12 protein-coding genes are annotated in these 21873 nt (G+C 69.7%); 4 read left to right on the top strand and 8 right to left on the bottom strand.

All coding sequences use genetic code 11. The features are described from left to right. Positions 1 to 63: 63 nt before the first annotated feature. Positions 64 to 318 (bottom strand): 50S ribosomal protein L27, encoded by a 255-nt coding sequence (gene rpmA, locus ACH5AO_RS04920; RefSeq protein ID WP_003976205.1) that lies wholly within the window; start codon positions 316 to 318, stop codon positions 64 to 66. Positions 319 to 332: 14 nt separating this feature from the next. Beyond that, positions 333 to 653 (bottom strand): 50S ribosomal protein L21, encoded by a 321-nt coding sequence (rplU, locus tag ACH5AO_RS04915; RefSeq protein ID WP_004931419.1) that lies wholly within the window; start codon positions 651 to 653, stop codon positions 333 to 335. A 213-nt stretch (positions 654 to 866) separates the two neighbouring features. Here rplU and ACH5AO_RS04910 point away from each other — a divergent pair, with 213 nt between their 5' ends. After that, entirely contained in the window at positions 867 to 1118 is a 252-nt protein-coding gene (locus tag ACH5AO_RS04910) for a hypothetical protein (RefSeq protein WP_398921811.1), read from the top strand. Between the two features lie 161 nt (positions 1119 to 1279). Here ACH5AO_RS04910 and ACH5AO_RS04905 read toward each other — a convergent pair whose 3' ends face one another. The 4 genes from ACH5AO_RS04905 to ACH5AO_RS04890 form a co-directional block, all read right to left on the bottom strand. Further along, positions 1280 to 8191 (bottom strand): RHS repeat-associated core domain-containing protein, encoded by a 6912-nt coding sequence (locus ACH5AO_RS04905; protein WP_398921810.1) that lies wholly within the window; start codon positions 8189 to 8191, stop codon positions 1280 to 1282. Positions 8192 to 8333: 142 nt separating this feature from the next. Continuing rightward, positions 8334 to 11972, bottom strand: coding sequence for a LamG domain-containing protein (locus tag ACH5AO_RS04900; RefSeq protein WP_398921808.1), 3639 nt, complete (start codon positions 11970 to 11972; stop codon positions 8334 to 8336). Between the two features lie 74 nt (positions 11973 to 12046). After that, complete coding sequence (locus ACH5AO_RS04895; protein WP_398921806.1) at positions 12047 to 13642, bottom strand: FG-GAP repeat protein; 1596 nt, start codon at positions 13640 to 13642, stop codon at positions 12047 to 12049. Between the two features lie 79 nt (positions 13643 to 13721). After that, positions 13722 to 15209: an FG-GAP repeat domain-containing protein gene (locus ACH5AO_RS04890; RefSeq protein ID WP_398921804.1), complete on the bottom strand. Its 1488-nt coding sequence runs from the start codon at positions 15207 to 15209 to the stop codon at positions 13722 to 13724. 760 nt (positions 15210 to 15969) lie between these two features. Here ACH5AO_RS04890 and ACH5AO_RS04885 point away from each other — a divergent pair. From ACH5AO_RS04885 to wecB, 3 genes are read left to right on the top strand one after another with little or no spacing between them, the layout of a single operon-like run. Next, the gene (locus ACH5AO_RS04885) at positions 15970 to 16572 is read left to right on the top strand and encodes an acyltransferase (protein ID WP_398921802.1); all 603 of its coding nucleotides are present in this window, start codon (positions 15970 to 15972) and stop codon (positions 16570 to 16572) included. 42 nt (positions 16573 to 16614) lie between these two features. Continuing rightward, complete coding sequence (locus ACH5AO_RS04880) at positions 16615 to 17757, top strand: acyltransferase family protein (RefSeq protein WP_398921800.1); 1143 nt, start codon at positions 16615 to 16617, stop codon at positions 17755 to 17757. A 59-nt stretch (positions 17758 to 17816) separates the two neighbouring features. After that, entirely contained in the window at positions 17817 to 18917 is a 1101-nt protein-coding gene (gene wecB, locus ACH5AO_RS04875; protein WP_398921798.1) for a non-hydrolyzing UDP-N-acetylglucosamine 2-epimerase, read from the top strand. A gap of 87 nt (positions 18918 to 19004) precedes the next feature. On the opposite strand, the gene ACH5AO_RS04870 is transcribed toward wecB, so the two are convergent. Further along, positions 19005 to 20552 carry a glycosyltransferase gene (locus ACH5AO_RS04870; protein ID WP_398921796.1) on the bottom strand — a complete coding sequence of 516 codons (1548 nt, stop codon included), beginning with the start codon at positions 20550 to 20552 and terminating at the stop codon, positions 19005 to 19007. A 29-nt stretch (positions 20553 to 20581) separates the two neighbouring features. Beyond that, a complete protein-coding gene (locus ACH5AO_RS04865) occupies positions 20582 to 21865 on the bottom strand; it encodes a nucleotide sugar dehydrogenase (protein WP_398921794.1) in 1284 nt (427 codons plus the stop codon). Between the last annotated feature and the right edge of the window lie 8 nt (positions 21866 to 21873).

The raw sequence follows: 21873 nt of genomic DNA, 5'->3' as shown, positions 1-21873 counted from the left end.
ACACGCGAAAGGCGGACCCGCTTCCCGTGGGGGAAGTGAGGTCCGCCTCGCGAAAGTGTCCGGTCAGGCGACCGGAACGATGTTCACGACCTTGCGGCCACGGTGGGTGCCGAACTGCACCGCACCGGCCTGCAGGGCGAACAGCGTGTCGTCGCCGCCACGGCCGACGCCGGCGCCCGGGTGGAAGTGGGTGCCGCGCTGGCGGACCAGGATCTCACCCGCGTTGACGGCCTGACCGCCGAAGCGCTTCACACCGAGCCGCTGGGCGTTCGAGTCGCGACCGTTCCGGGTGGACGATGCGCCCTTCTTGTGTGCCATGTCTCCTCAGTCCCTTACTTCGCAGCCGCGGGGATCTCAGTGACCTTGATCGCCGTGTACTGCTGGCGGTGGCCCTGACGACGGCGGTAGCCGGTCTTGTTCTTGTAGCGCAGAATGTCGATCTTCTGGCCCTTGTGGTGGTCCACGACCTCGGCCTGGACCTTGATGCCGGCCAGGACCCACGGGTCGCTGGTCACGGCGTCGCCGTCGACCACGAGCAGGGTCGAGAGCTCGACCGTGTCGCCGACCTTGGCGGTGGAAATCTTGTCAACCTCAACGATGTCGCCGACAGCAACCTTGTGCTGGCGACCACCGCTGCGCACGATGGCGTACACGCGGATCTCACTCTCACTCGAAGAACGGCATCCCCGCAGGCCAGCCGCCCGGCGATGATCACGAACGACCTCTCCCGGGCACCGCGGCACCCGGAAGGAAGAGGTTTACGGGGATGTGGCGGCCCCGATGGACACGCCGACGGTCAAGGTTACGGGGCCCGGCTTGAGGGGTCAAACCGGGCCCCGCGCGCCTGCGGCTCGCCATCGGCAGCTATGCCGGCATCAGCACACTTCCAGATCTTCCGCCTGCTTCGGCTTGATCCCGAAGCACGCAACGACCGATCTCATTGGGGGGGCAAGGAAAAGCTGGAAGTAAAAACCGCCTCGCCTGCGGTCGTCGATGAACCCCAGAGCCAGCTCGGCACCCTCGAACAAACGCAGCTCTTCAAGCGCACGTTGAAATCCGATGGACGGCTGACCGGATCGCTGCGCAACACGCCGGCGCCTTGCATAGATGCTCACTAGGCGACCCACTGGTATGACTTCACTTTCCACCTGGTACCCAGCCCCCTCGGCCAGAGCAGACCGCGCGAGAAGCCGCACTTCATCATCTCCGGCCAGAAGCTCCGCAAGGCGATTTCCTGCGTCGCGGCCACTCGCGGGGATACCGTGCCCCTCACTTGAACTCATCCACCACCTCCCGGCTTATACCAAGGGCCTCTATCAATGCTGATTTCAGCACCTTCGATGACACCACGCAACGCATGCTCCATTTCTTCATAGACTTCGTAGTCGGTGTCATGTATTTGAACATCTCTACCAGCCGGGACGCTGGATCTGGGAATCCTCATCACGATCCCCCCAGGACCCAACTCTTCGGCAGCGTCAAGAGCAACGTCTTCGTAATCGTGTGTCCACGAAGTGAATTCGCTGTCTGTATTCCCACCCGCATGCCGACCCGGATCGGAATGGCCTCCGAGTGGCACTGCGCGCCCCTCCAACGCGTCATCGTACTTGTAATGCCCGTTGGGCACTCCGCGGTACAAGTAGTCACCACCCTCATCGCAATTGTGAACAAGGAGCGGTGTCTCGTCGGCCAGGACGTAGTAGGCGTGGATGCCCGTGACGGTGAGGTCGTGCGTACGCTGGCGCTTCTCGAAATGACGGTTGGCCTCGACCTCGACCGTGTCACCCGACGGCGTGTGCAGCGTCATGCCGGGCTTGAGATCGCCCGCCTTGATCCAGGCACGCTCCGACGTCACCCAGAACGGGTGAGTGGTTGTGGCGACCAGGGCCTGGGATTTACCCGAGGCGGTCTTCACCGTGAGGTCGGAGAAGGATTTGTCGTCCTCGGTGACAATGGTGCCCGCGACCTCGCGAACCTTCTTCTCGCCGCTCTTCGTGTCGGTGGTGACGACCTTGTCGCCCAGCTCCACCTTCTCGATCGGCTTGGTCTTGCCGTTGGCGAGCAGGACCCTCGTGCCGGGCAGGAAGCTGTGGCACTCGGGTTTTTTCCTCTTGAGTGCGGCTGCCGCCTTCTTCCTGGCGTCCTTCAGTTTCTCCCCGGCCTTGGCCATGCCGGCTCTCGCCTTGCCGACCGCCTTGTTGGCCTTCCACAGGTCCTTGACGCCGCCGATCAGGTCCCCGACCAGGCCCGTGATCCGCTTGGCGAGGCGGTAGCCCTTGGCCCAGTTCCACGGGGCACCGTACTTGGCCAGGACCTTGCCCGCCAGGCCGCCCGCGAAGCTGCCGGCGACGTTCAGCAGGGTCTCGCCGCAGGCTCCGACGTCGCCGCTGGAGATGCAGTCCAGGGCCGCGTCCACGCCGAGGATGTCCCGGGCGATCTTGACCAGGGCCTTGCCCGCGGACTTGATCCGCTGCTTGGCCGCGGCCTGCTGGCCCTGTGCCTGGGTGACCTTCCAGGACGCCAGGTCGTAGTCGGACTGCGCCTTCTCGACCTTCGTCTTCGGGTAGTACGGCTGGCCGCCGCGGCACTCGATCAGACCCTCCCGGCACTCCGGGATGATCATGCCGCTGGGGTCGGCGTGCGTGACCGGCGAGTTGTTCGCGTACGCGTAGCCGTTGATCTGCTGCGGCTGCGTGTGGTCGATGATCGGGTCGACGGAGATGAACTTGCCGATCACCGGGTCGTACTCGCGCGCCCCCAGATGCGTCAGGCCGGTCGAGGCGTCGATGGTGCCGCCGACGTAGCCCTTCTCCCCCGGCCAGGTGCCGGTCTTCTCCCCGCGGTCCACGCCGTAGGGGTCGAAGCGGCGCTGGCTGATCGCGCCGGTCGCGGCGTCGATCGCCACCTCGCCCGTGCCGTGGTGGTCGGAGGCGATGAAGGACACCTTGCCCGCGGTGCGGACCGCGACCGACTGGCCGGCGTACTCGTAGTAGCGGGTCGCCGACTTCTTCGTGCCGTCGGCCGACAGCTTCAGCTCCGTGCCGGGCAGGTAGACGGTCGTCCCCGAGGGGTCCTTGCGCAGAAGCCGGTTGCCGGAGCCGTCGTAGAGGTAGCTGGTCCTCGCTCCGTTCGCCTCGGTGGCCTCGCTCAGCTTGCCCTCGTCGGTCCAGGCCAGGGTCTGGGCGTTGCCGCCGATGGTGCGCTTGGTGGTGTTGCCCGCGTCGTCGTACTCGTACGTGGACTGCCGGTCGCCCGTCGGGGTCTGCTCGACGATCTTGGTGACCTGGTGCGGGCCGTCGCCCTGGGCGCCCGCGCCGCCGTACTCGTAGCTGCGGGTGATGTTCTTCGCCGCGTCGAGCCCGGTGTCGTGGATCGTCTCCGAGACGCGGTTGCCGATGGCGTCGGTCTCGTAGGACTTCCAGTACGGGGCCGGACCACCCAGCGCGCTCGAACCGGCCGCGGAGTCACAGGCCGTCGGGCCGCTGCCGTCCACCGGGGTGGTGGAGCCGCGCGTACCCATGCCGGCCACGCTCGCCGCGGTGGCCTTCGGGGTCCAGGCGTCCTTCAGCCGCTGCCGGGTGTCGTAGGCGAAGCACTGCATGTCCGGCGAGGCGGAGTTCGCGGTGTCCGCGATGGACAGGACGTTGCCGGCCTGGTCGTAGGAGTACCGCGAGTCCTTCGCCGGGGCGGTCGCGCCGTAGACGTCGACCACCGAGCGGGTGAGCCGGTCGGTTCCCTTCTCGTAGCTGTAGGTCTGCCAGACCTTCTTGCCGCTGCCGGTGGAGAGCTCCAGCTGCTGCAGCAGGCTCTTGCCGGAGTAGACCGTGTTGGTGACGTACGGGGTGGAGCCCGTCATCGTCATCGGGCGCTGCAGGTCGTCGTAGGTGTAGGTGAGCGCCTCCGCCGGGAGGTCGCCGATGGCCGGCAGCCCGGTGCTCTGGAGCGTGCCGTCCCGGTTGTAGGTGGAGGTGAAGACGTAGGTGCCGGCCAGATCGCCCTGTGAGGCGGGGACCTGGTAAGCCGTCTTCAGCGGACGGTAGAACTCGTCCATCGACTGGACGGCCGTGGCGAAGTACTCGGTCGACGAGGTGTAGCTGAGGAAGCCGTAGGCGTGGCCCAGCCAGCCCGCCTTGTCGTACCGGGTCTCGGTGAGCTTGGTGCCGGTGGTGGCGTCGCCCCGCCAGGTGGTCAGGACGCGGCCGAGGCTGTCGTAGACCGTGGAGCTCTTCTTGTTCCGGCCGTCGTACGTCGCGACCGGGCGGTCCAGCGCGTCGTACTCCGTGCGCGAGGTGCCCGCGTCCGGGTCGACCGACTTGGTCTTGCGGCCCAGCTGGTCGTACTCGTACCGCCACACGTTGCCCTCGGCGTCCGTGACGGTCTCCAGCTGGCCCGCCACGGTGTACGTGTACTTGGTGGAGTCGTACGGGACGCCCGCGGCCGGTGAGGCGCCGCGGTAGTGGCGGATCTCCGAGACGTTGCCCTGACCGTCGGTGACCGTCGTCGTCGGCACACCGCCGGCCGGCGGGTCGACGTGGGTCAGCTCGCCCTCGTACGAGGTCGTGGTGCGCCACTGCTCGGCGCCACCGACCGCGTGGATCTGCGCGGTGGGCCGACCCAGCCCGTCGTACTTCATCAGGCTCTGCTGGCCGACCTCGCCGTCGACGACGGTCAGCAGCTCGGCCGAGGGCGTGCCCGCCGCGTTGTAGGTGGCGTTGGTCTTCTTGACGTTGCCCGTGCCGTCGTACCAGGTGTCGGCGACCATGCGGGTGCCGTCCAGGCCCTCGGTCTGGATCTGACGCGGCCTGAGCAGGGCGTCGTAGAGCTGGTACTCGCTGCCGTAGGAACCGTCGTTCTCGATCTTCTGGGTCCTGATCGAGGTGACCTTGTCCTTGCGGACGTCGTACGAGTACTTGATGCTCGGCGTCTGGCTGGACGTCCGGTCCGCCAGCCACACCGAGGTCAGACGGCCGAGCGCGTCGTACGCGAGGTCGGTCCGCTTGCCGTTGGGGTCGGTCTGGCCCCTGGACATGCCCCAGGCGGGCTCGTAGTCGGTGGTGGTGACGTGGCCGGCGGCGTTGGTGACGACCGTCTTCGTCAGCAGGCCGTTGGTCTCGTCGTACTCGGTCTTCGTCTCGTTCTGTCCGGCGTCCTTCTGGGACGTCGGACGGCCGAAGGCGTCGTAGGTCGTGGTACCGGTGACCTGGTACGTCGCCGTGGTGCCGTTGTGCGACGTCATCCGCTCGGTCTTCGTCGCGTCGCCCTTGGTGGGGGCCGCTCCGAAGGCTCCGCCGTCGTAGGAGGTGCGCTCGTCGGCCAGGACCTGTGTCTTGCGGTCGGGGGTGGCAGAGCACCTCACCGAGACGGACTCGCTGCGCGCGGGCAGCGACAGGATGTTCTTCGCCGTGTTGTCCGCGTAGGTGGTGCGGGTGCAGGAGTCGTCCCTGGTGGTGGAGACGTCGCCCTGGTCGTCGACCGTCAGCACCCGGCCGGTGCCGTTCGACGTGTCGTACGTGGTGGTGGACTTGGTCTCCTGCCAGGTCCCGTCCGCCTTCAGGTTGAAGCCGCGGCCGGTCTGGGTGCGCACGATCGCCGCGCGGGTGGTGCCCCAGTCGCGGGTCTGGGTCGCGGAGTAGTGCTTCCAGGGCGTGTTGATGGTCTTGGCGACCAGTTTGGAGCCGTCGTAGGTGGCGACCTCCAGCTCGTGACCGGTGAACTCCTCCTCGTCCTTGTAGGACGCCCCGGTCGAGTCCTTGACCGTCACCGAGCGGGTGCCCCCGGACGGGTCCTTGTCGCCGTCCATGCCCTGGAGGAACGTGTACTCGACGCGGGTCTTCTGCTCGTCGGCGGTGCCGCTGGTGACCTTGACCTTGCCGTAACCCTGCCAGCCGCCCCAGGTGAGGTACTTCTCGTCGGTGATGCCGTCCGGCTTCGCCTTACGCCAGGCGGCGTCGCCCTGGTAGTCGTAGCGGGTGACCATGCCGTCGCTGCCGCCGGTGCGGTCGGTCTCGATGACCGCGGAGACGACGTACTTGTGGAACCAGTCGGTGATCGGGTCCAGGTAGCCCGGCGGGGCCCACTTCACCGGGTAGCAGCGCTTGGTCGACTCGCCCGGCTTGGGCAGCGCCGACTTGGTGCAGTCGGCGGGCGCGTAGTTGACGTCGAGCTGGGCGCCGGTCTCGCTGAGGACCGTCGACAGGCGGAAGCGGTGGAACGGCGCGATGTTGTCGCCGACCGCGTCGACGCGGTTGGCGAGCTGCTCGCCGAAGAGGTCCACGGACGGCAGCTTCACCGCGGTGGTGCCGGCGCGGCCCTCGTGCTCGATCTTCGACAGCCACAGGGTCTTGGAGTCGTCGCCGTTGTCGGTGAACAGGTGCGTCAGGAGCCAGGCGTCGACGTCCTGGTAGGACGTGGCGTCCTTGCGCATCTGCGTGACGACCGAGGTCAGCCGCTTGGTGGTGAAGAACGTCTGCACCGGGGAGGTGCACTTCGTGCTCGCCTTGCACTCCTGGTCGACCGGGACGTCCGGCCAGTGGGCGGCGTTGGCCTTGGTGCGCTTGCTCTCCGCGCAGTCGAAGGCGTCGGTGCGCAGGCAGCGTTCGGCCGTGTTGAACAAGATCCGGGCCGGGGCCTTCGCCTCGTAGACCTGGCCGTCGCGCTGGCCGTAGTCGATGCGCTCGAGCCAGCCGCCGCGGTGGTACGCGGTGCCGTTGACGTCCGTCTTGCCGTTGAGCGCGTAGTGGTTGGTCTCGCGCTCGTAGTAGTAGGACATCACGTTGCCGTGGGTGTCCTTGACGTAGTCCAGGCTCCAGCGCCATGCCTGCTCGCAGTGGGCGCTGGTGAAGGTGCTGTTGTAGCAGGGTTCGCCGGAGTCGTCGCCGAAGACGGGGGCCGTCCAGACCGACTCGGTCTCCTCGTCGCCCGTGGTCCAGCCCGGCAGGTGGTTCAGGCCGAAGTAGTACTCCGTGCCGTCCGAGGTGGTGATCCGCCAGTACTCGCCCTTGTCACCGCTGCCGCCCTCGTCACCGTTGGTGGCGCCGGTCAGTCGCTCGACCTTGCTGCCTTCGTCGGACGACATGTGCCACTTGCCGGTGGTGTCGTCCTTGACCAGCTCGCCGGAGGAACCGTTGAGCATGACCGTGGCGTTCTCGAACGCCCAGCACTGCTCGCCGGAACCGGAGTGCCCGTCCTCCGAGCAGGGCTTGTAGCGGCGCTCTATGTAGCCGGGGTCGTAGGAGAAGCCCTCGCCGATCCAGGAACCCTGGTTGTTGGTGGCCGAGGTACGGCCGTCCGCCGACTGGGAGGAGTAGCCGAGGCCGACGGTCGGGGTCAGACCGCCCGGGGTCGGAACGGAGCGGAAGGGGTAGTTCCAGGTGAATGCGCCGGAGGAGGTGGCGACGCTCCAGCTCGCGGACGGTGCCAGGGCCGTCGCCTTGTAGGTGCCCTGCGCGCCCGACGGCCCCGCCGCGACCGCGACCAGGGAGGTCGCGTCGGCGGCCATGGTGGAGGCGCCCTCCGCGGGGGCGGGGGCGGCCGTGACGTCGGCGGAGACCGTGCCCTTGCGCACGTCGTTCACCGTGGGCAGCACCTTGGGCTGCTCGGGGCAGGCCTTGCTGCCCGGCACGGCGACGGTGGCGCAGGCGGGGAGCCGCACCAGCTGGAGGCGGGAGGCGTAGGAGCCGCCGAAGCCCTCGGCGAACTCCGAGTAGTCCACGGTCAGGCGGACCTTCGCGGCCGCCTCGCCCTCGCCGTCGGCGCGCTCGACGCCCAGCAGGACGCCCGCGCCGAGCCGCGCGGCACGCGCGGGGTCGAGGACGTCCACGCGGACCTTGTCGGCTGGCTGCGCCGACCGCGCGGCCTTCGCCTTGCCCTTGGCCGCGGACTTCGCCTCGCCGATCCTGACCGGCAGTCCGCCGACCTCGGTCGGGCGGGCGGCGCCGACGGTCACCTCGGCGCCGCCCTGCCGGGGCCACGCCGCCTTGTCGAGGCCCTTGACCGCGGCCTCGCGGGCCGGGTCGGAGGGGCGGGGCTTCGCTTTCGCCGGGGTTCCCTTGGCGGGATCCCCGTCGTCCTGGACCCCGGGGCGGCTGGTGCGGCCCCGGTTCCCGTCGTCGAGCGCCACTGCCTGGACCGACGAGGCGGACAGCGCGAGCGCGAGCCCGAGCGCTGTCGCGGCGACCGCCGGTCTGGGCATGCGGCGGCTCAGTGAGCTGCCACGGAAGAACATCCGTCAACTTCCTGATCGTAGGGATGGGAGAGGAGGAGGGAGGAGGGCAGGCAGGACAGGTGTGCCGGGCCCTTTCCCGGACCCGGCACACCTCGTCCGTGACGGCGTGTCACATGTCGGGGAGCGCCGTCAGCGCGGCCATCTGCTGCACCGCGACCTGGTCGGCGGCGCCGTTGTACGCCCGCACCTCGTCGATCGCGCCGGCGAAGTACTCGCTGTCGCCGCGCAGCGAACGGCCCACCTGAAGGCCGCCGGTGGCGGGCCACAGGGTGGCGTCCTCACCGTGCGCGCCGGCGACGAGCTGGCCGTCGACGTAGAGCCGGATCGAGTTGGCGAAGGCGTCGTAGACGACCGCCAGGTGCTGGCCGGAGCCGCCGGTGTCGGGCAGCGCCTGGTCGTCGGTGAAGGTGACGACCTCGGGGGCGGCCGCGTCGGTCTTGGCCACCGCCAGCTCCCACTGCTGCGTCGCGGCCTGGTAGCGGACCTGGACGCGGTTGGCGTTGGCGCCCGGCAGGGACAGCACCGTCTGCGACTTCTCCGGGTCCAGCGAGGTGAGCTGGGCGCGGGCGGTCACGGTGAAGCTGCTGTTGCCGGTGACGGGGGCGGTGGCGGTGGACGCGTAGTCGCCGTCGCCGTCCAGGACCAGGTTGCCGTCGCCGACCAGGGCCGCGATGTCGAACAGCGGGTCGGCCGGGCGGTAGATCGAGGCGTTGCCCGCGAGGGTCAGCGCCTGTCCGCCGCCGGTCTCCACCGACGCGCCGCCCGTGGCCTCGTCGAGCTGCCAGTAGCCCTTGCGCTCCGGCTTGACGGTCATCAGCTCGGCGACCTGGGTCGCCGGCAGGACGCGGTCGAAGACGCGGACCTCGGCGAGGTCACCGGTGAAGTTGTCCCGGTAGCCGCTCTTGGCCGTGGACCGGCCGATCTGCAGCGGTCCGTACGACTTCCAGGTGGAGCGGCGCTGCGCGGCCCACTTCGACTCCTTGTTGATGTAGAGCCTCAGCTCCGGACCGCCGGACTTCTGGGCGTCGTACACGCCGGTCAGCAGCACCCACTGGTCCTTGACCACCGAGGTGCCGGTGGCGACGGCCTTCCACTCGCCCAGCGAGTCCACGTCGTTGACCGGGACGGAGAACTTCCAGGCCCGCGCGGTGGCGTCGTAGCCGAGGGTGAAGCCGGGCTCGCCGGTGCCGTCCTGGCTGACGACCGCCATGTCCCGGTCGAGCGCGGTGGGCCGTACCCAGGCGCTGACGCTGAAGCTCTTGGCGGTGTCCAGCACGGTCTCGCTGACGTCGAGGTACGCCTCGGCGCTGCCGTCGAAGTGGGCGGCCTGGTCCGCCTTGCCGCCGGGGCCGGCCGCGCCGAAGCCGACGGCGGTGCCGGCGGTCGCCGAGAACTCGCCGCTCTCGTCGTGGGCCTCGGTGCCGTCGGCCGGGTCGGCGAGGTTCCACTGGGCGACGACCGGGGTGCCCTCGCTCACCAGGAAGTCGTACAGGGTGCTGCTGGCGTGACCCGCCTTGTCGACGGCGACCACCTCCAGCACCTGGCGTCCGGAGCGGGACGGCATCCACTGCGTCGAGACCGAGCCGCCGGCCTTGGCCGGGGTCAGCGTGGCGAGCGCGGCGCCGTTGAAGGAGTACTGGTACTTGACGACGTCGGTGTCCGGGATGGTGTCGTTCGGGTTGGGCGAGAAGGAGAAGGTGCCGTAGGTGCCCACGCCGTCGTGGTAGACGGTGTCGGACGGGTACTCCTTGGACAGCACCAGCGGCTTGCCCGGCCAGGTCCTGTCGTAGACGAACTCGCAGCGCTGGGCGGTGTCGCCGTCCCAGCTCCACGGGCCGTAGCCGTCGCCGTCGGTCGCCCGTGCGCTCCAGTAGATGACGGTGTTCTGCGGGATCGTCGACTTGACGGTGTGCTCGAACCTGGTGGCGGTGGTCGGCGAGAGCCAGTCACGGCTCAGGTACGTGTAGGACTTCGCCTCCTTCGTGGTGGGGTCGGTCCACTCCACCTTGAACTCGACCTTGACCTTGTCGGTCTTGCCGTTGCCGTGGTCCGGGTCGCTCGCGATGGCCTTCAGCGTCGGCGGCTTGTCGGTGGTCGGGCGGGCCGCGCCCCACTTGCACAGACCGCCCGGGTCCGTGGACATGTCCGCGGTCCTGATCTGCCGGGGCAGGTTGTTGTACTTGATCGACAGGTAGGCGTTGCCGCAGATCCGCTTCCACTCGGCGAAGCGGGACTCGTCGGCCGCGCGCAGGCCCAGCGTCATCGAGCTCCAGCCGTCCGCGGCGGCCGTCTTGACCTCGCTGGTCAGCTCACCGCTCGCGCCGCCCTCGAAGTGCAGGTTGGCCTGGCTGGAACAGGAGGTCGGGGAGATCGCCTTGTCGACCGTCCCGATGTGGTCGTCCCAGTCGTCCACGGTGTTGGACCAGTTGCTGGACGAGGTGATCGAGTAGTTCTTGCCGCCGACCCGGTAGAGCCGGATGGGCTCCGCGGTCGGTGTCGCGCTGTAGATGTGCTCCACCCGGGCGGAGAAGGTGGCGCCCAGGATCTGCTTCCCCTTGTAGAAGGAGAGGGGCATGGTGAACAGCAGGCGGCGGGAGCCGACACCGTTGCAGGAGACGGGGTTGTAGTCGGTGGGGCACTTGCCGACGCCGGCGCTGCCGGAGTACTTCCAGTCCTGCTCCGAGGGGATGCCGGACATGACGCCGGTCCAGGCGGTCCGCGAGGCGGTCCGCTCGAGGGGGTCGATGACGACGGGGAAGACGGTGTCCTCGTCCGTGAGCAGCTTCCGGTCGGGGATGAGACTGAGCTTGTCCTTGCCCACCTCGACGTCCAGCGGGGTGACGCGGCCACCGCCGCCCGGCCCCTCGAGGGCGGGCTCGGGCGCGGCCTGCGGGCCGACGGTTGTCTCCTCGGCGCCGGCCGCCGCGGTTTTCAGCGCCTTCGCGACGGCCTTCGGACCCTGCTTCGCCACTGCCGTCTCCTGGACGGCGGCCGAGTCCCACATGGCCGGCCTGCCCGCCTGGAAGACGGTGCCGCCGACGACGGCGTCCTCCGCGACGATCGCCCCGGTGGCGTCCTCGGCGACCTTCAGACCGTCGGTCGTCATGCCCAGGTCGAGGCGGGCGAGGCGCGGATCGGCCGCCGCCTCGGGCGTCTTGACGACGAGCAGGTGGCCGAAGCCGTCGGTCTCGGCCCGCACGGTCAGGTCCACGCCGGGCAGCACCTCGGCGTAGGTGGCGGTGTCGCCGTCGACGCTCGGCGCGGGCAGCTTGCCGTACGGCCACGACAGGGCGAACTCACGGCCCGCCCGCTGCATCGTCACGAACGGCTTTCCCGCCTGTCCGGCGGAGAAGGCCAGGTCGACGGTGGCGGCCTTCGGACCCCAGGTGCCGTCGGCCCGCTTCACGAGCGTCGCGTCGACCTCGACCCACTCGCCGTTCTGCACGGTGCGGACGGGCTCGGTGTACTCGCGGGCGGTGAAGCTGCCGTCGGGCTCGGCGAAGATCTCCCGGCGCTCGGAGCGCAGTCCGACGACCTCGGTCTGCTTGCCGCTCCTGCGCGCCTCGGCGAGGGCCTGCTGCTCGGTCACCATCGGCTGGTCGGCCGCGACCGGCGCCTGGCGCTCCGGGCCGCCGCCGCCCGGAAGGGCTGCCACCACTCCCGCCACCACCGCGCCGGCGACGGCGGCCGCCACGGCGGCACGCAGCGCGACGGCACGCCGTACGGATCTGTGTCTGTCTGCGGACACGCGTCCACTCTCCAGTCGGTTCATGTCTGTCCCACCCCTGCGGCCACCGACCGCGTCGTTTCCTCGGGACACCGTCATCGGACCGTCGCGCCGAAGGCGGTGCCACCTGCGGCAATGCCGCCCTCACCGGGCTTCCACGTCTGCGTCGGGGCGCTTCCCGAAGCCGCGTTCCACGGGAAACCGTGGACCGCCCGGCCCTCGGTCGGCCCATAGGGGACGCCGAGATACAGCAGCGACGGGCTGCTGCCGAGGCTGATGCCCGCGTAGGTGCGGGGTGCCGGGCCGGAGGGGATCCCGTTGCCGGGCTCCAACCAGGCGTCGGAGGCTCCGGGTGCCCCGATCGCCGGGAGGATCTGCACGCCGCCCGCCTCGGGAGTGTCCCCTGCGGCCTCCTCGCCGGGCGCGCCGACGGCCAGGCGCATGGTGGCCGCCGTACTGACCACGTTGGTGGCGGTGTTCACCGCCGTGAGCCGCTGACCGAAGAAGTCACCGGCTTCTGCCTCCCCCTCGACGCCGTCCGTGTTCTGGTCGATCCAGTTGAGCAGCGCCACCGTGCCGTCCGCCTTGATGTGATAGACGTGCACGGCTCCGGCGTCGACGGTGGTGCCGAGGTCCTCTCCGGGGACGCCCACGGCCAGGATCGCGTCAGTGATGGTGGGCGCTCCCGCGGGACGGTAGGGGGCCATGGCGAGCGCGGCTCCGTAGCGGTCGTCGGTCTGGGCCGCAATGTCCGGTCCAGGGGTACGGCCCTGTCCCATGCCGAAGAGCGGTTCGGGTATGCCGATCTCGTTGATCGACGGCCGGAACGCCACCACGCCGCCCGCGAAGGCGACCGCGCCGATGCTCTCGCCGGGAGCGGAGACCACGAAGTAGCGGTCGGTGGCGGCGATCGCCGCCCCGAAACGGTCGTACGGCTCCGCTTCCTCCCACACCCCGGTGGTGTCCTGGCTGACGGAGACTGCCTGGTAGTCGGTTCCCCAGACATAGCCGATCAGGCCCATGTCCACGCCGCCGCCACCGTCCTCTCCCGGAACTCCGATGGCCAGGAAGGGATAACCGGTCGGCGAGGTACCAGCCGCAACCGCGTAGCCGAGCCAGTCTTCGGGCTCGGGACCTCCGCCCAAGGGCTGGTTCTCCCCCTGGATGAAGCCCCTGCTGGGGAACTCCTGCCCGACTGCGGTGGTCGAGCCGTAGATGACCTGCACGTACCCCGCGTCGCGGACTGTTCCCACGTCCTCGTACGGGATGCCGACGGCCAGATCGCTGCAGCCGTCCTTGTTCGCGTCGTACACCGCGAGCGAGAAGCCGAAGCGGTCCCCCGCTTCCGGGGCGTCGGCCACGTTCGGGGTGTCCTGGGAGATCTCGACGACTCCCTTGTCACCGCCGAGCACGACGTGGATCATTCCGGCCCGTTCGTTGCCCGAGACCGTGGCATCGGGGTCGGCGATCACCGTGTCCCGTATGCCGTCCCCATTGAAGTCGGACTGGGTGTCGGCGCAGGCGGAGGCCGCCGTGGCGGGGTTTCCCCCCGTGAGCGGTCCGAAGCCCAGCAGCGCTGTCGCCAGAGCGGCGGTCGCGGTGCGCCGTAGCCACGGTCTCCTCCCACGCGATGACCACCCGGTGGCCGGCGCGGGCCGGTGCCGGACCGCGCCGTGTCCGGATGCGGACATGAGTTCCCTTCCTGGTACTGGTATTGGTCTGGTCACGCCATTGCCGACCGGTTCCGGGGCGGTGACGGCGTGGAGGCCGTCATCGGACCGTCGCGCCGAAGGCTGTGCCGGTCGCCGGGATCCCGCCCTCGCCGGGCTTGAGCGTCACGGTCGGCGCTCCGCCGGAGGCCACGTTCCACGGGAAGCCGTGGACCGCCCGGCCCTCGGCGGGGCCGTAGGGCATTCCGACGTACAGCAGCGAGGGGGTCGCGGCCAGGGAGAGGCCGGCGAGCTGGCGCGGGGCGGGGATGCCCGGGACGCCGTAGCCGGGGTCGATCCACTCGTCGGAGGCGCCGGGCGCCCCGACCAGCGGGACGATCTGGACGCCGCCCTTCTCCGCGTGCTCCTCGGACGACTCCTCACCGGGCACGCCGATGGCGAGGCGGGTGGTGGCGGCCGTGGAGGTGGCGTTCGGGGAGGTGTTGACGGCTGCGAGCCGCTTGCCGAAGAAGTCGCCGGCCTCGGACTCCTGGTCGACGTCGGCGGTGTTCTGGTCGATCCACATGATCTCGGAGTGGGCGCCGGCCGCCGTCAGGCGGAAGACCTGCACCGCGCCCGCGTCGGTGGTCGTCGACAGGTCCTCGCCGGGGGTGCCGACCGCGAGCAGGGACTCGGTGGTGGAGGTGGCGCCGGAGGCCCGGTACGGGACCATGGCGAGCGCGGCACCGAACTGGTCGCCGACCTCCTCGGCCCCTCCGATCGTGTCCTGGTCCTGGCCGAGTCCACCGGTCGGCTTGGGGTAGCCGGAGGTGAGCGTGTGGGTGAAGAGGCCCACGCCGCCGGCGAAGGGGGCGGTGCCGAGGGCTTCGCCCGGGGTGCCGACCGCGAAATGGGTCGGGGTCGCGGCGAGGGTGGAGCCGAAACGGTCGTCCACTTCCGCCACGCCGGTGACGGCGCCGCCGATCTCGGTGTCCTGGTGGGTCATGGTGGCCGTCTGCGCGGTGCCCGCCACGTAGTGGATGGCACCGGCGTCCTCGACGGTTCCGACGGATTCGCCCGGAACGCCGATCAGCAGGTACGGCTGGCCGGCCGAGGTCTTCCCGGCGGCGACCGCGTACCCCAGCCAGTCCTCGGCCTCGGGACCGCCGTTGAGCGCTTGGTCGGCGCCCTGGTAGAACTCCTTCACCGCCTTGGAGCCGGCGTTGAGACCGGCCGTCGAACCGTAGAAGAGCTGCACGACACCGGCGTCGGGCACCGTGCCGAGATCCTCGTACGGCGTGCCGATCACCAGGTCGCTGCACCCGTCGAGGTCGGCGTCGTAGACGGCCAGCGAGGAGCCGAACCGGTCGTTGACCTCCGGTCCGCCCGGCACGTTGTCGAGTGCCTGCGACAGGGTGACCGTGCCCTTGCCGCCGCCGTAGACGACGTGCACCTCACCTCCCCTCGCGACCCCGCCGACGGTCGCCTCCGGGTCGGCGACGACCGTGTCCCTGGCACCGTCGCCGTTGAAGTCCGACTCGACTCCCGACGGGCACGCGACGGCGGCCGCGGCGGGCGTACCGCCGGTTCCCAGCCCGAACGTCAGCAACGCTCCCGCGAAGACGGCGACAGAGCCGCGCCTCCATGTTTTCCCCACCCTTGACACAGGCGCCCCGCAAATAAGGAGGAATTAAAAAGTCGGAAGATCATTGCTTCGTGTGAAGCCGGCCTGCAATACCCGTTCACCTCTCGATGGACATGACATAAATCACAGGAAGCGCACAGGCCCTTCAAGGGTCGGGCACAGGGCGGCATCATTCCCCCCTTCTTTCTCCACACGCACCTCCATCGTGAATCCGGCGAAAAGTCACCAGGTCGACAATCCCTCCTCGACGGCGGCTTGGAACACCCCGTCGATCACCCCCCTCTTGCCCCTGTATGCACCCATTGTCTTCACCGGCACTTCACCCGGACTCCCCCTCCCGTCGACGCGGCCCGCCACGCACATCCGGACCACCGCATCGCCACCACGGACGAGCCGACGGCCATTTCGAGACGCGGGCCAAGGAATGACCGAAAAGAGACGTGCCGGATTCCGGCTCGGCCGGATATGGCGAACGGGCCGAATCGGCCATCGCTTCCCCACCAAGTACGGAAATGTTCGCCATGCGGGACATCCGAGCGATAAACGCACCCCGGAGGAATTGCCGGACGGAACACCGTGCGCACCGGTTCTGGGTCGCCGAGGCGGGGGGCCGGTACCGGGTCCGCCGGCGGAAGCGTCCCCGTCGTCGTACGGACGCCGGTCCCCGGTCTCGGCCACGTATGCTCACCGGGCGTAGCAGCTACCCCGGAAGCGAGAAGAAGAAGTGAACTACAGGGTTCAGCCCAGCGCCCAGGTGGACGAGAGCGCCGAGATAGGCGCCGGGAGCAGCGTCTGGGACCTCGCTCAGGTCCGCGAGGGGGCCAGGCTCGGCGAGGGCTGTGTGATCGGGCGCGGCGCGTACGTCGGTTCGGGCGTGCGCATGGGCGACAACTGCAAGCTGCAGAACTACGCGCTCGTGTACGAGCCGGCCGAACTCGGCGACGGTGTCTTCATCGGCCCCGCCGTGGTCCTCACCAACGACCACAACCCGCGCTCCGTCGACCCTGAGGGCAAGCAGAAGCGCGGCGGTGACTGGGAAGCCGTCGGCGTGAGGATCGCCGACGGGGCGTCGATCGGGGCGCGTGCCGTGTGCGTCGCGCCGATCACCATCGGACGCTGGGCCATGGTCGCCGCGGGCGCCGTCGTCACCAAGGACGTGCCGGACTTCGCCCTGGTGGTGGGCGTCCCCGCCCGGCAGGTCGGATGGGTCGGTCGCGCCGGTGTCCGTCTGGTCGAGCGTGACGGGACGAACGGTGTGTGGGAGTGCCCCCGGACCGGCGCTCTCTACCACGAGAAGGACGGAAGGCTGGCGGAGCGGGACGCCTGACCGCTCCCGGCACACCCGTCCCGTGAGGAACATCGGAGTGATGTGGACATAGCCCGTCCGGCCGACGGAGTCGGCCGGCACAGACGTTTGCCCTCGTTGACCGGGCTGCGCTTCTGGGCCGCTTTGACAGTGGTCCTCTACCATCTCTCACGCCAAGCGGGGCCTCTGCCCGTCGTGAGCGACCTGGCCTGGTACGGACGCAGCGGGGTCACGTTCTTCTTCGTACTGTCCGGTTTCGTCCTGGCCTGGACCTACGAGGGCATCCGCGTGCCCGCCAGGGTGTTCCTGTGGCGTCGCTTCGCCCGGATCTGGCCGATGCTCGCCGTGTCCGTGGTCGCCTCCGTCGCCGTCTGGTACGTCGTGGAGACGCCGGTCTCCCTCAGGGGCGTCGCGGCCACCCTGCTCATGCTCAACGCCTGGGTGCCGGACCGTCAGATCCTGTCCGGAGGGAACCCCGCGGCCTGGTCGCTGTCCGACGAGGCCTGGTTCTACGCCCTTTTCCCGCTGTTGCTCACGCTGCCCTTCCTGCGGACCGCGCGACGACGGACGGTGACGGCGATCGTGGTCTGCCTCGCCTCGGCCGGCGTGTGGCTGGCCGGTTCGGTGATGACCGACTCCCTCGTGCGACTGTGGGCGCTGGACTACTTCCCGCCGACCCGCACGCTTCAGTTCGTCCTCGGAGTCGCCGCCGGGATCGCCGTCAAGCGCGGCTGGCGGCCGCCGGTCCCCCTGTCCGTCGCCGTGGTCCTCGTGCTGGCCTGGCAGGCCGTACTGGTCCCGTGGTCGCACGCCGTCCCCGACTCCCTCTGGTACAGCCCCTACAGCGCCTCGCAACTGCTCTCGGCCCCGCTGTTCGCCGCCCTGGTCGCGGCGGCCGCGTACAGCGACCTCGAACGACGCGGAACCGGCCTCGCCGCTCCGTGGATGATCCGGCTCGGCAACTGGTCGTTCGCCTGGTACCTGCTCCACGAGATCGTGCTGCGTCTCCTGCTGGACATGACCGGCAGTCCGCAGACCACGGCCGGTCTGGCGGCCTTCTGGGCCGCCGTGCTGGCGGTGAGCCTGGCCCTCTCCGGCGTTGCCTACCATTGCGTCGAACATCCGTTGGAGCGCCTGCTGCGACGGGTCGGCCCTCAGACACCCGAGCGACGTCACGGCCCGGCCGAGTCCGTGACGTCCACCTGACGAGGCGTCCACCCGAGCCGTCTCCGCCTGTCGGACCGACCAAGAATGAAGAGTGCCCCATGAAAGTCATCAGCATCGTCGGTGCCCGTCCGCAACTGGTGAAGCTCGCGCCCGTCGCGGCCGCTTTCGCCCGGACGGAACACGAGCACGTCATCGTCCACACCGGCCAGCACTACGACGCCGACCTGTCGGACGTCTTCTTCTCCGGGCTGGGTATCCCCGACCCGGACGTGCACCTCGGGGTGGGCTCGGGCAGTCATGGCGTGCAGACGGGTGCCGTGCTCTCCGCGCTCGATCCGGTCCTCGCCGAGCACCGGCCGGACTGGGTGCTGGTCTACGGGGACACGAACTCCACGATCGCCGGCGCCCTGTCAGCGGTGAAGCAGCACCTGCCGGTGGCTCACCTGGAGGCGGGCCTGCGGTCGTTCAACCGCCGGATGCCCGAGGAGCACAACCGGGTCCTCACCGACCACTGCGCCGACCTGCTGCTGGCCCCCACCGAGGAGGCCATGCGCCACCTGGCCAACGAGGGTCTGGGCCACCGCGCCCGCCTGGCCGGGGATGTCATGGTGGACATCTGTCTGCGCATCCGGGACGCCGTCCTCGCGGGCGAACACCCGGCTCCGGCTCTGCCGGAGGGCATCGACCCGAAGCAGCCGTTCCTGCTGGCGACGCTCCACCGGCCGGACAACACGGACGACGCCGCCCGGCTGAGCGCCGTCGTCGAGTCGCTGGCGCGGCTCCCGCTGCCCGTGGCGCTGCTGGCGCACCCGCGCCTGGTCGCGCGGGCCGAGCAGCACGGCATCCGGTTGGACCAGGGCTCGGTGCGGGTGGGCCGACCGCTTCCGTACGCCGGTCTGGTGGCCGCGGTACTGGCCTCCGCGGGCGTGGTGACCGACTCCGGCGGGCTGCAGAAGGAGGCGTACCTGCTGGACCGCGTGTGCACCACCATCCGTCCCGAGACGGAATGGGTGGAGACCCTGGAGGGCGACTGGAACCGCCTCGTGCCCGACCCGCACGACCTGGCTCCCGCCGACTGGTCCGATCTGGCGACCCGCCCGGCGCCGACCGCGCCGCACGGCGCACCCTACGGCGACGGGACCGCCGCCCAGCGGGTGGTCAAGCTGATGGAAGAGGCCGCCTCCCAGCAGCGCCCGTAACACCACTCGGGCAGAACAAGAAGGGCTTCCCGCGCCATGGCGCGGGAAGCCCTTCTCCCTGACCGGGTCCACCTGGGACCGCGGTCATCAGCCCAGATGCTCGAGCAGCCTCTCGTACAGCGCGACGTACTTCTCCGTCTGCGCCTCCCAGCTCCACTCGTCCAGCACACCCGGACGGTCGTACACCGCGGTGTAGCGCGCACGGTCGTTCAGGACGACGCCGATCGCGCGGGCCAGGTCCTTGCCGTCCTCGGAGCGGAAGACCTCGCCGTTCCCGACCCGGGTGATCTCGTCGGACATGGCCTTCACATCGCTGACGACCACCGGCAGCCGGGCGTGCATGAACTCGAAGAACTTCGTGCTCAGCGCGACCTCGTGGTTGATCGGCCCCTTGATCAGCGGATGGATGCCCACGTCGGCTGTGGAGAGGAAGCCGACGAGCACGTCGTAGGGCACGTACGGCATGAAGTGCACACGGTCCGCCGCGCCCAGCCGCTCCGCCAGTTCCTTCAGGGAACTCACGTACTGGCCGTCCAGGTTGTTGATCACGAAGGCCGCGTGGACACCCTCGGCGAACTCCAAGGACTCCACGATGGTGTGCAGACAGCGCTGCGGGGCCGCTCCACCGCAATACACGACCAGAGGGGTGTCGGGACCCAGCCCACACGCCTCACGCACGTCGCGAGCGCCCGACTCGGTCCGCCAGTCCGTGCGCTGCGCACCCGGCTCGGGCTTGGGCGGGGCGTTGAGTGTGATGATCGGGGGCTCGGTCAGGCCGTGTTCCCTGACCAGCAGATCGGCCAGTGCGGGAGACACCGTGGCCACGGCGTCGGCGAAACCGATGTGCTCACGCTCGTACGCTATCTGGGAGGTCAACCACTTGGGGTGACGGCCGCTCAGACCCGGCACGTACTCGTGAGCGTCGTAGATCATCCGCACGTCGCGTCCCGCCTCACGGGCACGCACCACGGCGCGAGCCGCCACACCCACCATCCGGAAGTCGTGCGCGTGGATGAGGTCCGGCTCGAGTTCATCGATCTTCTTGCGGTAGCTGAGGTCGTAACGCAGCGGCAGGGGGTCGAGATGGCGCCAGGCACGGTCACCGACGGCGAACGTCCAGAAGCGAGCCTCGACACTTTCGGGCAGGCCGTCCTTCTTCTCCCAGACCGCTGCGGCTGCCTTCGTCTGCCTGACCCGGATGCCGATGGCCGCACGGCGGGCCTTGCCCGTCGCGCGGCGAGCGATGAGGGGGAGCCCCGGGGTGCGCGGCTCACGCGTCACAAGACCGGAGCGTTCCTGCTTCCCGGACCTCAAGTACGCCAGTTCGGCCCAGTTCAACTTGACCTGGCGCGACTTGAGCATGGCCTGTTCCTGGGATTCGTAGGCCAGCGGGTAACGCACCTTCGTCAACCGTCGGCGCAGGGGCTTCCGGCCGGGAAGCCGGAGCAGGGGCAGCCGGTGGACATGCGCGTCTCCCAGCATGTACTCGTCCCCGCCGGTACGGGGAGCACGCCCTATGAGGTGCACCTCCCACCCCGCGTCGGCCATGGAGCGCGCACTCTTCTGGACCCGCGAATCACCGTCGATCGTGTTGTCGACGAGCATGACCACGCGCCCCGGGCGCCGCTTCTGCATCTTTCCCTCTTCCGTGACCACGCTGTCCGTCAACCGCCGATGACGACTCGTCGGACGCCCTTCCAGGCCTCCGGGTCGGTGGTGCGACGGCCGTCGACCAGGACCGTGACGTCCGGCAGGTCGGCCGGGGTCAGGGTGCGGTACTCGGCGTGGTCGGCCTGGAGGATCGCGGCGGTGACCTTCTCCCCGTCGTGCGGGGTGAGGCCGTGCGCCGCCAGCTCCTCGGCGGTGTACATCGGGTCGGAGACGTACGGCACGGCGCCGCGCGCCGTGAGCGCCTCGACGGTCGGGAAGACGCCGGAGAACGCGGTCTCCTTGACGCCACCGCGGTAGGCGGCGCCCAGCACCAGCACGTTGACGCCGGTCAGGTCGCCGTAGGCGGCGGCGAGCAGGTCGACGGCGTACTCGGGCATCGCGGCGTTCGCCTCACGGGCGGAGCGCACAACGGTCGCGGACGGGTCGTTCCACAGGTACATCCGCGGGTAGATCGGGATGCAGTGGCCGCCGACCGCGATGCCCGGCTGGTGGATGTGGCTGTAGGGCTGCGAGTTGCAGGCCTCGATGACCTTCTTGACGTCGATGCCGTTGCTGTCGGCGAACCGCGCGAACTGGTTGGCCAGGCCGATGTTGACGTCGCGGTAGGTGGTCTCGGCGAGCTTGGCGAGCTCGGAGGCCTCCGCCGTGCCCAGGTCCCAGACCCCGTTGGGGCGGGGCAGGTCGTCGCGGGCGTCGAAGTCGAGGACCGCCTCGTAGAAGGCGACGCCGCGCGCCGTCGACGCCTCGTCGACGCCGCCGACCAGCTTCGGGTAGCGGCGCAGGTCGGCGAAGACCCGGCCGGTGAGCACGCGCTCGGGCGAGAAGACCAGGTGGAAGTCCTCACCCGCGGTCAGGCCCGAGCCCTCGGCGAGCATCGGCGCCCAGCGGGTGCGGGTGGTGCCGACCGGCAGGGTGGTCTCGTAGGAGACGAGGGTGCCGGGCTTGAGGCCCCGCGCGATCGCCTTCGTGGCGGAGTCCATCCAGCCGAAGTCCGGCACGCCCTCGGCGTCGACGAACAGCGGGACGACCACGACGACCGCCTCGGACTCGGCCACCGCGGCGGCCGTGTCCGTCGTCGCGCTCAGCAGGCCGGCCTCGACGGCCTGCTTCAGCTTCACGTCCAGGTCGTGCTCACCGGGAAAGGGCTCGACGCCGGCGTTGACCAGCTCGACGACCTTCTCGTTGACGTCCGCGCCGATGACCCGGTGGCCCTTGGACGCGAACTGCACGGCGAGCGGAAGCCCGATCTTGCCGAGCGCTACTACACAGATGTTCATGATCGGTC

The sequence above is a fragment of the Streptomyces sp. NPDC018964 genome (assembly GCF_044390325.1).
In the GTDB taxonomy this organism is placed as follows: domain Bacteria; phylum Actinomycetota; class Actinomycetes; order Streptomycetales; family Streptomycetaceae; genus Streptomyces.
This window is presented reverse-complemented; position numbering and strand designations above follow the sequence as displayed.

Coding starts and splice junctions, on each gene's coding strand:
- ACH5AO_RS04905 (WP_398921810.1), bottom strand. CDS start 8,191: ATGCCCAGACCGGCGGTCGCCGCGACAGCGCTCGGGCTCGCGCTCGCG.
- ACH5AO_RS04895 (WP_398921806.1), bottom strand. CDS start 13,642: ATGTCCGCATCCGGACACGGCGCGGTCCGGCACCGGCCCGCGCCGGCC.
- ACH5AO_RS04865 (WP_398921794.1), bottom strand. CDS start 21,865: ATGAACATCTGTGTAGTAGCGCTCGGCAAGATCGGGCTTCCGCTCGCC.
- ACH5AO_RS04910 (WP_398921811.1), top strand. CDS start 867: ATGCCGGCATCAGCACACTTCCAGATCTTCCGCCTGCTTCGGCTTGAT.
- wecB (WP_398921798.1), top strand. CDS start 17,817: ATGAAAGTCATCAGCATCGTCGGTGCCCGTCCGCAACTGGTGAAGCTC.
- rpmA (WP_003976205.1), bottom strand. CDS start 318: ATGGCACACAAGAAGGGCGCATCGTCCACCCGGAACGGTCGCGACTCG.
- ACH5AO_RS04870 (WP_398921796.1), bottom strand. CDS start 20,552: ATGCAGAAGCGGCGCCCGGGGCGCGTGGTCATGCTCGTCGACAACACG.